Origin of the sequence: Idiomarina sp. UBA3176 (assembly GCF_002364295.1) — a bacterium.
In the GTDB taxonomy this organism is placed as follows: domain Bacteria; phylum Pseudomonadota; class Gammaproteobacteria; order Enterobacterales; family Alteromonadaceae; genus Idiomarina; species Idiomarina loihiensis.
This window is the reverse complement of the sequence record NZ_DEXU01000001.1, coordinates 17,500-31,642: the sequence shown is the minus strand read 5'-3', so window position 1 is coordinate 31,642 and position 14,143 is coordinate 17,500. Positions and strand designations below refer to the sequence as shown.

7 protein-coding genes, 1 pseudogene and 1 riboswitch are annotated in these 14,143 nt (G+C 47.5%); of the genes and pseudogenes, 1 reads left to right on the top strand and 7 read right to left on the bottom strand.

The window, feature by feature from the left end:
- Positions 1-139: 139 nt before the first annotated feature.
- The 7 genes from B2U97_RS00140 to B2U97_RS00110 form a co-directional block, all read right to left on the bottom strand.
- Positions 140-3,280, bottom strand: a complete 3,141-nt coding sequence (locus tag B2U97_RS00140) for an efflux RND transporter permease subunit (RefSeq protein WP_278355049.1) — start codon at positions 3,278-3,280, stop codon at positions 140-142.
- Between the two features lie 11 nt (positions 3,281-3,291).
- On the bottom strand, positions 3,292-4,518 hold the full coding sequence (locus B2U97_RS00135; RefSeq protein ID WP_286830124.1) for an efflux RND transporter periplasmic adaptor subunit: 1,227 nt from the start codon (positions 4,516-4,518) through the stop codon (positions 3,292-3,294).
- On the bottom strand, positions 4,515-5,762 hold the full coding sequence (locus tag B2U97_RS00130; protein ID WP_278355051.1) for a TolC family protein: 1,248 nt from the start codon (positions 5,760-5,762) through the stop codon (positions 4,515-4,517). Before B2U97_RS00130 ends, B2U97_RS00135 begins: the two co-directional genes overlap by 4 nt.
- A gap of 471 nt (positions 5,763-6,233) precedes the next feature.
- Positions 6,234-7,181, bottom strand: a complete 948-nt coding sequence (locus tag B2U97_RS00125) for a cation diffusion facilitator family transporter (RefSeq protein WP_278355052.1) — start codon at positions 7,179-7,181, stop codon at positions 6,234-6,236.
- Positions 7,182-7,244: 63 nt separating this feature from the next.
- A complete protein-coding gene (locus B2U97_RS00120; protein ID WP_278355053.1) occupies positions 7,245-10,442 on the bottom strand; it encodes an efflux RND transporter permease subunit in 3,198 nt (1,065 codons plus the stop codon).
- Between the two features lie 11 nt (positions 10,443-10,453).
- Positions 10,454-11,605 (bottom strand): efflux RND transporter periplasmic adaptor subunit, encoded by a 1,152-nt coding sequence (locus tag B2U97_RS00115; RefSeq protein ID WP_278355054.1) that lies wholly within the window; start codon positions 11,603-11,605, stop codon positions 10,454-10,456.
- A 27-nt stretch (positions 11,606-11,632) separates the two neighbouring features.
- Positions 11,633-12,862 (bottom strand): TolC family protein, encoded by a 1,230-nt coding sequence (locus B2U97_RS00110; RefSeq protein ID WP_278355055.1) that lies wholly within the window; start codon positions 12,860-12,862, stop codon positions 11,633-11,635.
- A gap of 539 nt (positions 12,863-13,401) precedes the next feature.
- A riboswitch (yybP-ykoY riboswitch) is annotated at positions 13,402-13,571 on the top strand.
- Positions 13,572-13,577: 6 nt separating this feature from the next.
- Between B2U97_RS00110 and B2U97_RS14120 the strand changes: the two are divergent.
- Positions 13,578-14,123, top strand: a pseudogene (locus tag B2U97_RS14120) (manganese efflux pump MntP family protein).
- Positions 14,124-14,143: the final 20 nt, after the last annotated feature.

The window sequence follows — 14,143 nt, the reverse complement described above, 5'->3', positions numbered from 1 at the left end:
AAGATTATCGCAAAAACAGCTTAAGCCTTTGGGGATCTGCATCGCTGGGTATTGGCGTGATGACGGAATCTAAAAAGCAGGACTGAGCTTGAGTAAGCTCAGTCTTGCTTCGTGGAGGACGACAATATAAACGCAGGATTTATTCAGCTTTCACCGGTTCTCGTCGAAACTTGCTTACCAACAAGTAAAGCGCGGGCAGAACGACCAGCGTCAGCAATGTCGAAGACACAATTCCACCAATAACAACGGTTGCTAGTGGTCTTTGAACTTCGGCGCCAGTGCCCGTATTAAAAGCCATAGGCACGAAACCAAGACTTGCAACAAGAGCTGTCATTAGCACAGGTCTTAAGCGTTGACTTGCCCCATCAAACACTGCTTGGGCTATAGACTTCCCAGTGTCTTTTAGCTGTTGAATAAAGGATAACATAACGACTCCATTCAATACTGCAACACCAGAAAGCGCAATAAATCCGACCGCTGCTGAGATGGATAGCGGCATATCTCGCAACATCAGTGCAACAATGCCACCGGTCAGTGCCAAGGGCACTCCAGTAAAAATAATAAGCGCATTACTCAATGAATTAAAGGCGCTATACAGCAACCCTAAAATGAGCAACAACGCCAACGGCACGACAATACTGAGTCGCTGCGATGCCGACTCCAACTGCTCAAAGGTTCCACCATACTCAACCCAATATCCGGCAGGTAATGGAAGCTCAGATGCCACTTGTTGACGTATATCAGCCACAAAAGAGCCCAAATCACGGTCAACCACGTTTGCGCTAACAATCACATTCCGCTTACCGCTCTCGCGATTTATTTGATTGGGGCCAGTTCGTAGCTCAACGTCCGCAATTTCGCCTAATGGAACATATTGTAGCTCGGGGTTTTGCGCTTGTGGAACGGCGACGGGCAAGCGTCTCAAAGCACTCAGATCTTGTCGCCAGTTGCCGTCTAAGCGCAGCATCAACCTAAAGCGCTTGTCACCTTCATAAATGGTTCCAGCTTCAAGCCCGCCGACGGCGCTTTGTACGGCGCGTTGCACATCAGTAACCGTTAAGCCCAGCAGCGCTAAGTGATCACGTTGAGGGGTTACTGAAAGAGTTGGCAGTCCGGTCATCTGCTCGGCGCGAACGTCCGCGGCGCCATCAATACCACTAATGATTTCCACTGCAGCATCGCCGAGCTGTTTTAATTCATCTAAATCATCGCCATAAAACCGCACCGCAAGATCAGCACGAACACCGGCAATTAACTCATTAAAACGCATCTCGATTGGCTGAGTAAATTCATATTTATTGCCCGGAATAGCTTCTACGGTTTCCCGCAGTTCTGCGACAAATTCATCCTTTGTCTTTGTCGGATCAGGCCATTTATCACGAGGTTTCATAATAATAAAGGTATCGGCAACACTGGGTGGCATTGGGTCAGTGGCAACATCGGGCGTACCAATTTTAGAGAAAATTCGCCGTACTTCGCCAAACTTAGCGATTTCTGCCTCTAGCTGCAGCTGCATATCTACCGATTGTTGCAGGCCAGTTCCCGGAATTCGCAAAGCATGCAATGCGATATCCCCTTCATCTAGCTGCGGCAGAAACTCGCTTCCCATGCGCGATGCTTGATAGGCACTGCCAGCAAACAATGTGACGCCAATAACAATCACCACTACCGGACGTTTAATTGAAAAGTTTAACGCCGGCTCATATAGCTTGCGGGCGCCACGCATAATGCGGTTTTCACCATGCTTCACTTTTCCGGTGACGAACAATGCAATAGCAGCAGGCACAAAGGTCATGGAGAAGATCAAGGCACCCAGCAATGCAAATATAACGGTAAACGCCATCGGGTGGAACATCTTCCCTTCAACACCGCTGAGCGCGAAAATAGGTAGATAAACCAGCATGATGATCAAAACGCCAAATACGGCTGGGTTAAAAACTTCACGGGTACTCTCAAAAACTTCCTGTACGCGCTCTTTGGTTGAAAGTAGTCGTCCTAGGCGTTGTTGCGCAAGCCCTAATCGCCTTAACGCGTTCTCTACAACAATGACTGCGCCGTCGACAATGATACCAAAGTCAATCGCACCTAAGCTCATTAAATTACCGGAGACACGGTTAGCGGTCATACCTGTTAGCGCAAAAAGCATGCTAAGCGGAATCACCAACGCCGTGATAAGTGCTGCGCGTACATTCCCTAACAATAGGAACAATACAACAATAACCAGAACTGCGCCTTCAAACAGGTTTTTCTCGACGGTAGCAATGGTTTTCTCAACCAAAGATGTTCGATCATAAACTGCCTCAGCGGTTACGCCGTCAGGCAAACTGTTTTGTACTTCTTCAAGACGCGCAGCAACATCTTGCGCGACAATGCGACTGTTTTCACCAATCAACATCATGGCCGTGCCAAGCACAACCTCATCGCCATCAGAGGTTGCGGCACCAGTGCGTAGTTCTTTACCGAATTTCACCTCAGCCACATCGCGTATCCGAACCGGCGCATCATCTCGTTTGGTGACGACAACATTGGCAATATCATCGAGTGTCTCAAGCTGTCCAGGTGAGCGCACCAGCCATTGTTCGCCGTTGCGCTCGATATAGCCGGCACCTGCATTACTGTTATTCAGTTGCAGTGCTTTGAACACGTCTTCCATCGTTACTTTGTAGGCCAGCATCTTGCCGGGCTTCGGAGCAACCTGATATTCCCGTTCATAGCCGCCGACAGTGTTTATTTCCGTCACGCCCGGAACTTTTACCAACTGCGGTCGAATAACCCAGTCCTGCAAGGTTCGAAGGGACTCTGCGTTATAAGGATTCCCATCGGCGTCACGCGCATCAGGTTTAGCCCGAACAATGTAGGTGAAGATTTCGCCCAACCCACTAGCGATAGGGCCCAACGCGGGTTCGACCTCACCAGGTAATTCACCACGAACCGATTGTAAGCGCTCGCTGATTTGTTGCCGGGCCCAATAAATGTCAGTCCCTTCTTCAAAAACAACGGTCACTTGGGAAAGCCCATAGCGAGAAATAGAGCGGGTATAATCTAAATTTGGCACGCCCGCCATGGCGTTCTCAACTGAATAGGTAATGCGCTGCTCTGTTTCCAATGGCGAGAAACCGGGCGCTTCCGTGTTAATTTGCACTTGCACATTGGTAATATCTGGCACGGCGTCGACGGGGAGTTTAGTCGCACTGTAAATTCCCACTCCTGCAATAAGCAAAGTTGCAGCAATCACAAGCCAGCGCCGATTGACCGCAAATCGGATTAATAAATCAATCATAAGATTCTCTCCTAGTGGTCGTGGCTGGCGCCATCTTTTAATACATCGGCTTTTAGTAGGTAACTGTTGCCGTAGACATAAGGCGTGTCATGTTTTAACCCACCTAAAACCTCGACATAATCGTTGTCCTCCTTACCCAATTCCACCATGCGGACTTCAAAGGTATTCCCGTACTGAGCAAAGACTACGGGCATATCTCGGAAGGTTTGCAGAGCATCTTTTTTTACAGCTAGAGCGACTTCTTTTTCGTCTGTCACGACATCAGCCTGAACATGCATGCCTGGACGCCAGTGACCTTGCGAATTATCAATTAATACGCGGGCCCGAGCAATGTGACCACCAGTCATGACGGGAGCGATATAGACAATTTCCCCCGTGACACGCTCATGTTGATGAAGGTCGAATACTTCGGCTTGCTGACCGACAGCAAGCTTTTCTATATTTTCTGGAAATGCCGACAGCTCGATCCAAACCTTCGATAAATCAACGATTTCGAAAAGTATTTGCTCAGCCGCAACTTCTCCCGAATTTGCAAGTCTTTCGGTAATTACTCCATCGATAGGGCTTACTAGTTGATAAGCTGCGCCACTGGAAGCATTGGTTACTACAGCAAGCGTTTGGCCTTTACTTACCTTATCGCCAATATTTGCATTCATTGCTGAAATTTCACCGCGATAGGTTGCAGTCACATGAATCTGACGGTCATTAACAGGCGCGACCACACCAAACAAACGTTCTTTAAAGCGCAATGTTTGTGCTTGCGCTCGCTCTATCTGAATATTCGCTTTTTCGATAATTCTATCGGATAAAACAGCGCGCCCTTCAAAGGCTTCATAATGCCACTTACCATTGTCATTGCTCGCTGCAGCTTCAACCGAAACCTCATAAGAGTGAGGCTCTGTCACCACTTCATTGCTCACTAAATAGTCACCGTCTGTCGTGAAGGTTAACTTGTCGTTTTGGTTGCCTAGCCGGTGTAAAGTTACTTCTAAGTCAACGTTGCTGGGATCAATTCGCTCATTGTCGTAATAAGCGTAGACACGCATTTCCGGTGGCATACCGGACTCGTAAATGGTGATTTCCACAGAAAAATCACCATTGGTTAGAAGTTTTCCACCGTTGGGGCCGGTTCGCTCCGTTTCATCGTGTTGATGATCATCTTGAGCTGCCGCAAAAGAGGGACTCATTACGAAAAAAAATAAGCCTAAACTTATGATCATTGTATTTATAAATTTCATCGTGATACTTCCAAAAGTGGTTGGCCGGTAAGACGTTCAAGCTCAATAGAGTCTTGGTAAATTGCTGAACGGCGTTTAATTTGTTCATACTCGGTTTTTGCAAGCTCGTTTTGCGCGTCAAGTACTTGCAGGAGGGTTTGATTGCCGCGCTGATAACCGCTGAGCGTTTCTTCGGCTAACTGGTTCGCAAGTGGTAATAAAGCTTGTCTGATATTTTCAAGGTAGCCTTGATTCGTCTGCATTCGTATCAGTAAAGCCCGACCATAACTGCGAATTTGCTCACGAATAATGCGTTGTTGGTCTAGTAGCATTTCGCGTTCCGCTGAATGAGCCTCAATCCGACCCTGATTAGGGTTGTTTAGCTGTAGCGGCATCGATAGCTTAAAGACAAGACTGGTATCATCAAACTCATTGTTGTAGCGAGCACCGACGCCAAAGGTCAGATCTGCCGTTGCATCGGCGATGGTTGCCTGTGAGCGAGCATTAACCAGGCGCTCCTCATCAATTAACCGCAAAAACTCGGGAGCTTGATTTGCAGCTTGTTCAACCTGTGCCTGAGAAGGCAGCGGTAAACTGTCATTCATTTCCCCCTGTACTGCTGAAAAATTCGAGGTACTTGCCCACATTGCTGCTAATCGGACTTTTGCTTCGTTAATACGGCCCTCTAAGTCTTGTTCTTTTGTTTGAGCGCGTCGAACCTCTAAACGGATTCGGGTCGCCTCTGAGGACGGAATTGCGCCTGCATCGATACGCTCTTCAGCGATTTCCAAGGTATCGTGAAGCCGCGCTTGTTGCTGCTTGTTCCAGGCAAACAATCGCTGCAACTCAATAACGCGATAAAATCTGCTGGCAGTCTCGGCAAGCACCTCAACTTTACTGTATTCAAATTCAGCCGTGATTTTCTTTTCTGCGGCTGAGGCATATTTTATCCGTTGATTACGCTTATCACCCATTTCAATTAACTGACTGAAAGACAGCGTTGCTTCAGCAGCACTTAAATCTTTATTACGCCCTGTACCAGCAACATTTTCTAATTCCAGGCCCATAGTAGGGTTAGGCTTCAAAGACGCTTGTAAACGTCCAGCGGCAGCCATGCGCTGCTGATAAGGGTATTTTTTTAAGTCGGAATTACCTTGCAAAGCTTTGCTTAAAGCTTCACGTAACGTTAACTCAGTAGCGAGTGCTGTAGGCTGAATTACAATTAAGCCCACAATAACTGCACTCACGAAATATCGTAAGTTCATGATCATCTCCACAAAATAAAAAGGTGGTTTGTCTATTAGTTTTGACTGCGAAGATTAATCGTTGGGTGGGGGAACCGGGGGTTGTTGTTGTTGGCTTTCAAAACATAGAATGCGAGAGTCTATAGCTTGTTCGGGAGTAAGCCCCCTGGTTTGAACAGAGTCATAACTAGTAATGCAACTTACATGTGCATGGAATTGATGATCGTGGTCTGGCTCTGCATCTTCAGTTGCTGGCTGCCCATGAGAATGACTGTCAACATTGTAATGATAACTGTGATGTGAATTATCTGCATGATCAGCAGCGACTGCACAGGAAAAAAGACTGTGCAACAGCATAATAAGCACTAAAGACCAGGCAAATCGACGCAAAAAGTTTTACTCAATAAAGCATTACAAGACTTAGTGGAGAGTACCAGATAAATCCGAATTAAAACAATACAAAAATTTTAATTTGTAAATTCAGTGAGCTTATCACAGGTGATCCTGTGTCGATTTTCGATGACCATATAATGCTGCTTCTTTATGTGCGAATTCGGGATGTTCAAACTCCAACGTCGAATGCGTAATATTGAATCGCTCGCTGAGTACTGTTTTTATTTCTGCCTTTATGGACTCAATGCGACCCCAGCCTTTTTCGGTGAGTACGACGTGGGTGTCCAATGCTGAAGTATTCTCTTGCATCTGCCAAAGGTGGATATGATGCACGTCGTCTATTCCGTTGATATCGCGCAAGGCTTCAATGACCAACTCTCCATCTAATTCTGGCGGGCAACCCAGCATTAGCGTCCGGATTGGTTTGCCAATTTCAGTAAAAGAAAGGTAGAGAATATACACTGCGATACCGATTGTGATTGCGGCATCTACCCAATGGGCGTCGTAAAGAATGATCAGCGTACCGGAAATAACGACAGCTACCGAAGCCAACGCATCTGAGAGGTTGTGCAGGAATAAGGCTCGAATATTTACACTGCCTTTTTGTATCGAATAAGTGAGAAAGGCGGTTAAGGCATCTATTATCAGTGCTATACCGGCGATAATAACTACAGTCCATCCAGCTACATCTGGTGGATCGATGAGTCTCATCCCCCCTTCATAAATTAAGTAAAGTCCGATAACGATGAGCGTGGTGTAATTAATCAACGCAGCAACCACTTCTATTCTTTCATAGCCGAACGTCATGCGAGAGTCTGCGGGACGGCGTGCGATTTTACGCGCGGTGAATGCAATAATTAATGCCGCCATATCTGAGAAATTATGCAGCGCATCTGCAATGAGTGCTAAGCTGCCAGAAAGGATGCCACCGATAATTTGCGCTATGGTTAAAAGGCCGTTAGCCCATATAGCGATGCCGACACGACGGTCACCACTTTTAAAGTCTAAATGAGCATGACCGTCATCTGATTTATGATTATGTGCCATGAAAAATCCTTATTTAAGTACGAGGGACAAACACAGTTGTCCCTCTTATTAATAACAAGTTAACTAACGACTTAAGTCCTTAATTTTTTGTTTTGAAAACCAAGGATAAAGCACCGGCAAAACAACCAACGTCAAAAAGGTTGCGGATACCAGACCACCCACAATAACCGTTGCGAGAGGCCGTTGAATTTCAGCGCCCGCACCGGTTGCGAATAACATGGGTATAAGACCCAGCGCTGAAGTAATAGCCGTCATCAATACCGGGCGCAGTCGCGACCACGCGCCATCAAACACGGCATCGTTCAGTCGATGACCATCCGTTAGGCGCTGGTTTATGCTTTCAACTAACACCACACCGTTAAGTACGGCGACACCAAATAAGGTGATAAAGCCGACAGCACTTGGCACGGACAAATACTGGCCTGAGACAAACAGCGCGACAATTCCCCCAATAATGGCCAGTGGGACATTAACCAAAATCAACATCGCCTGACCCAGGGTTCCGAACGCAAAGTAAAGCAGTAACGCAATTAACGCCAAGGATATCGGCACCACAATGGATAGACGCTGTTGAGCTCGTTGCTGGCTCTCAAACTGGCCACCGATATCGACTGAATAACCGGTGGGTAACTCGACATTGTCATCAATTGTCTGACGAATATCGGCAACAACGCTGCCCATGTCACGACCTTGAACGTTGGATTGAATAACCACCCGGCGCTGTACGTCATCACGACGAATTTGTGGAGGGCCGGATTCAATCGAAACGTTAGCCACTTCACCCAGTGTTACCCAGGCACCCGATGGAGCTTGTAACCGAAGTGAACGTATTGACTCAGGGGTATCACGAAACGATTCAGCTAAACGTACGTAGATGTCGTAACGCTCATTTCCCCGAATGATTTGCCCGGCACTGGCCCCGCCAAGGCCATTATCGACCACGCTGAGCACATCCGTTACGTTCAGGCCATAGCGGGATAACTGACGTCGCTTAGGCGATACAACCAGCTGCGCCTCCCCTTTTATTTGCTCCATGGCAACAGCAACGGCGCCATCCACCTGTTTTACTGCGCTCTCTATCTCCTGTCCTTTTGCGGCAAGCGTATCGAGTTCAGGGCCAAACAACTTTATGGCAAGTTGCGATTTAACACCGGACAAGAGTTCATCAACCCGTGTTGCGATAGGCTGCGAGAAGTTGAATAGCAACCCCGGATGCTCATCCAGTTTCGCCTCCATTTTCTCCTGCAACGCATAGCGATCAGATGCAGTTGTCCATTCTGACTGCGGCTTAAGTCCTACGTAAATTTCAATGTTACTAATAGGCTCAGGGTCACCACCGATTTCGGCCCGACCAATGCGACTTAGCGCGTATGTGGTTTCCGGAAACGACATTAAGATTTTCTCCAGTTTTGGGGCAACTTCTAACGCTGTTTCCAGGTTTGATGACGGAGCCAGAGTTACACGAATATTAATTGTGCCTTCCTCAAGCTCGGGAGCAAACTCAGTACCGAGTCGCGGTACCAGAAGTAATGCTCCAACGAACAAAACTGCAGCGACACTGACGATCAATTTTTTGCTGTGTAGTGCCCATGACAGCAGTCTTTTATAACCGGCATCCAGCGGTTTCAGTAGTTTATTCTCGCGGGGGCGAATGCCTTTACTGAAAAAGTAACTAGCAAGCGCTGGCACCACCATAAGGGCAACGAATACGGCTGAAACAATGGCCAACATAATGCTTATCGCCATAGGCTCAAACAGCTTAGCCTCAACGCCCTGAAAGCTAAATAGCGGCATAAATACGACTAAAATGATCATGGCAGCGAAAAAGACGGGTCGTGCGACCTCATTTGCGGCTTCTTTTACGCGCAGTTTAACGCCATGACTGTCTAGCTTCGCAGCTTGCGGATCGGGGTCGTGATATTCGGTTCGCTGATTGGCCTCTTCGTGGTGCTCGATATCCGGTCGGCTCAAGTGTTTAAAGATGTTTTCAACCATCACCACCGAGCCGTCGACCAGCATACCGATAGCGACAGCGATACCTCCTAACGACATGAGGTTTGCTGACATTCCCATTGCAGACATCACCATCAGGGCGATAGCAATGGAAACGGGTATGGATAACAGCACTAAGAAGGTGGCTCTCATATTGAGCAGAAATAATGCTAATACCGCAATAATGAAGACAAAGGCAATTAGCAGCGAATAGGCGACAGTCGACACGGCCTTCTGAATTAAGTCGGCTTGGTCGTAGTAAGGCTCAAAAGTCACCCCTTCAGGCAATGCCTGTTGAATAAGCGGAATGCGCTTTTTGATGCCATCTATAGTTGCTTTGGTATTCGAGCCCATGCGCTTGAGTACAATGCCGGATACTACTTCGCCGAGCTGGTTGACTTCGCCATCCACTTTTCGTGACATGGATACTGCACCCTGACGGATTTCGCTACCAATTTCCACAGCGGCCACCTGACCGAGCGTGACAGAGACACCATCAACCGTTTTTAACGGAATTTGGCGAAGCTGTTGCAGTCCTTCTTTGCCACTGTCGAGCCAGCCGGTACCACGAATTACTAGCTGCTCTTGTCCGCGCGGCATATACCAGCCACCGACGTTGCCATTATTTTTTTCTACGGCAGCCATCACGTCTTGTTGCGATAAGCCGTAGGAAAGCAATTTAGCGGGATTAATATTAACCTGATATTGTTTAACTTCGCCGCCAAATGAAAGCACTTCTGTAATACCCTCAACGGGCATGAGCAGCAGTTTAACAACATAATCGTTTAGGCTTCGAAGCTCCATACTACTGACACCCGAGCCGGGCTCAGCCAGTAACAGGTATTGATAAACCTGCCCCAGCCCCGAAGAGTTAGGCCCCATTTCCGGGGTGCCGACACCGTCGGGTATCAGCTCTTTTGCGGCTTGTAATCGCTCAAAAACCAGTTGCCGGGCAAAGTAAATGTCGACACTTTCTTCAAATACGACTGTAATACCTGACAGGCCGGTTTTTGATATCGACCGAACTTCTTTTACGTCGGGCAGCGCGTACATGACCGACTCAATCGGGTAGGTAATAAGCTGCTCGACTTCCGTTGCCGCCAACCCCGGTGCCTCGGTGTTAACGGTAACCTGCACGTTAGTGACATCCGGGAAGGCATCAAGATTGAGCTTCGGAATGACAAAAAACGACGCAATACTAATGCTGAATAATACCAATACCAATAACAGGCGATTGGCGACAGCAAACTGAATAATACGCTGAAACATACGACCTCCTGTTAGTGGTTATGCGGGTCAAAACCGCCTTTGGCGATTTGTGAGCGAACGAAAAAGGCACCACTTTCAACGTAGCGAACGCCTTCATCAACGCCGGTTATAACTTTCCATTCGCCTTGCTCATCGACTATTTCAACCTTTTTGGGCTCGAACTTGCCGGGCTCGTGCTCAATAAAAATCTGCCAGTCTCCGTCGGGGGCACGCAGTAGTGCCGAGTTTTTAACCGCCAGCACCGGGTGCTCCGATGTCACCGAAAAATAGACATCCGCAAATAAGCCGGGATGCAGTTGGTCTTTTTCATTTTTGACAGCAAGGCGAACCGTGCGTGTTCGGGTTTTATTGTCAATGGTGTGGCCCTCCTGGATGACTTTTGCGTTAAAGCTTTGTCCATCGACTTCCACTGTGACCAGGTCACCAAAGTTTACATTGAGGTCGGCAGTACCGGATAAACGGGCATTGACCCACAGTGTTTCCTCTTGCAGGACTTCAACCAATTCATTACCGGCATTGACTTGCTGTCCTTGCCTAAAATCATCGCTGACAACGATACCGCTAATATCAGCGGTGAGCTGATACTGGCCAATGGGGTAATCGGATGCGGCCAGGCGTTTTATATCGTTACCAGACATGCCGAAAGCTTGAAGCGTTGCTTTGGCCGACGAAAAGTCATTACGAGCTTCTACATAACGTTTTTCGCCAACTGTCGTTTGTCCCAGGGACTGAACTCTTTGCCATTCATTTAAGGACACCAGATATTGGCTTTGTGCTTCGGCCATCCTGGCACTAAATAAGGTTGCCAGCGGCTGAATTTTTTCAACGTGATCGCCAATACTGACGAAGCGCTTTAACACCGTGGAATCGATGCGGGGGCTGACTACATAGCTATTAAAATCGTTGGCGACAACTTCTCCGGGTGCATAAACCGGATAATCAACAATCTGTTTTTTTAGCGTCGCTGTTGTAATATTGGCCATCGTTAGCTGGTTCTGAGACAGCTCTACACCCGAGCCTTTTTCTTGTTCGCTCTCTTGATGGCCGCTTTCCTGCTGATGACTCGCTGACTCTTTGTTTTCTTCGTGGCCATGCTCATCCTGAGCTATAACAGGAAAGCTCAATGCCAACACAATTGCCGCGTATAATGGTTTAACTGACATAATTTTCTCTCTAATCTGCTCGTGGTTTTATTGATTGCTCAACGGTTGTAACTCAAGGGTTTCACTGAGTTTTCCGGAGCGATAAAGCCATTCAATGGCGGCAAGCCGGTATTGAGTTTGTAATCCAATACCCGCGAACTGGCTATCGAGCTGCTGTTGCATAGCTGTCAGATAGTCAGTGGTGGATAAATCACCGGCTAGCCAGGATTGCTCAATAAGCTGCATGGATTCGGCCTGTCGGGCCTGGAAATTCTGCTGCCAGCTTTGCCATTGATTTTTCACGAATCGATAGTTGTTTAGTGATGACTCAAGCGATGCTTCCCACTGCCGTTTTAACGCAATAACACGTTTTTCCTCGGCAAGCGCTTCACGACTGGCGGCCTGAACGGCATTGCTGTAATTATTTCGCAGTTGCAGCGGAATACTGAATGTCAGGCCAACCACATTCTCATTATCGCTTTCACCGGCCTCAACTCCCACCGTTGGATTAGCCGTGGTTAATGAGCGTTTCCAGTCGATATTGGCACGTTTTAACTGCCACTTCAGGTAAGCCGCTTTAATGGCCGGATGTTGCTGCCAGCGCGCGGTTAAGTCCGGCGTGAATTGGAACATATCCTCGCTAAGCGACAATTCGTTTGCCGGAGCTCCGGGTAGTAGAGCATTGAGTTTAGCCTGAGTAGACTGTAACTGCTGATAAGCCGAAGCAGTTTGCTGTAACTGACGGCTTAAGGCAAGTAAGGTCAATTGTTCATCAATAGCGCTTAAATCACCCGCTTTACGCCTTTCACTGACGAGCTTTATGGCTTGTTGCACAAACTGCTCTTGCTGCTGTGCTAAGTCATAACGACGTTTCGCATCAAACCATTGAACATAGGCATTGAGCAACGTTTTGGCATGCTCACTCGCTGACTGGCGGTAAACACTCATTGCCAGCGCCGTCATGGCATCGCTCTGACTGGCACGAGCTTCGTTGCCGGTGCTCCAGTCAATGGTCTGACTGAGGCCAACAGCGTAATTGTTGATATCGCCTTCGCGATCTAGTCTTGAAGACAAGGTTGGGTTATACAAAGGCTGGTTTAACTGCTGCCCTTGCTGTATGAGTGCTTCAGCTTGCTCTTCAGCCGCCTGCACACTCGGGTGCTGTTGTACGGTTTGTTGCCAGCGCTCGGGTAACTGTTGAGCGTTAACATAACTTGTGCTGAGCACGAGACTGACAGCAACAAACACACGTTTGCCGCGTATCGATAACGGACGCATAGAGAGACTCCTCGGTCATTTTACTGCGTTAATAATTCAAGTTGATTCGCTGTGTTGCAGCGTTTAAAGCAGTTATGAGGAGATTGGAGGCCTAAACAAAGGTAAAGATAAAGGGTTAGAATAAATTTCAATATAACCAGAGCGAGACGTTTTGAAACGCGGGAGCGCCATGGTTTTTTCTGATTTCATTGCATAAAGATGGAACGAACCGTGGCAGTGACAACAATGATGACAATCAAAACTGATATCGCCATTAATAGGAAGCTCTTGTTTATCAATCTGAGATTCGTCGTGCTCAAAGCTAAGGTGCTGTTCGGAGGAAGACTGGTGAGACTGGTGCACGTCTGCTACTGCCTGACTGATTTGAGTCAGAACCGCAAACAAAACAACTATGATAAAACCCAATCTGAACATTACAGCCCTTGGTTTGTGAACCTTTTAAACAGTAACGTAATTAATATGGGTTTACAAGAATCTACTTGAGTTCCCAATGTTGGAGGCTGAGCAAAGTTTGTGAATTCTTAGGTTGATTGGTAATATAACCCATCTTTGGGGAGTAGCCTGTTTCCATAGTTGGAAGCGTTCGTGTCAACATAATTGGCTACATGCCATGGTGCGAACACCTCTCGGTTGGCGAGACCATCGATATATCCATGCTGACGGTCGGGCGTGTGGGTGTATCGTGGACTCAGAATGCCCGGCCGGAGATAACTCAATGAACCTAATTGCTCTTCTTTTACTTGCTTTTTCTATGTCAACGGATGCTTTTGCTGCGGCCGTCGGTAAAGGGGCAAGTCTTAACCGTCCTCGTTTTTTCGAAGCACTAAGAATGGGCGTGATTTTCGGGACGATTGAAGCAATAACCCCTGTTATTGGTTGGTCGGTAAATCAGCAGCCTCTTATGTTGAAGTCTGGGATCATTGGGTAGCCTTCTTTTTATTGCTGCCCCTTGGTTTGCATATGGTTTATGAAGGTTTTAGACCCGGCGGAGAAGAGGTAGACAAACCCTCCAGACAATCGTTTTTTAAAGTTTCTCTTACGGCGTTAGGTACCAGCATTGATGCCATGGCAGTTCCTGGCCTTTATTGATGTGAATATTTGGCTTGCCGCGGGGCTTATCGGTTTAGCTACAACCCTTATGGTTACTTTGGGAGTGATGTTAGGGCGCTTTGTTGGAGCGGTAATAAGTCATTGGGCAGAAATGTTCGGCGGGATTACTTTAATCGGAGTGGGTTTTTGGATCTTGTTAAGCCACATATAAGAGAAGAGTTTATTAGGATA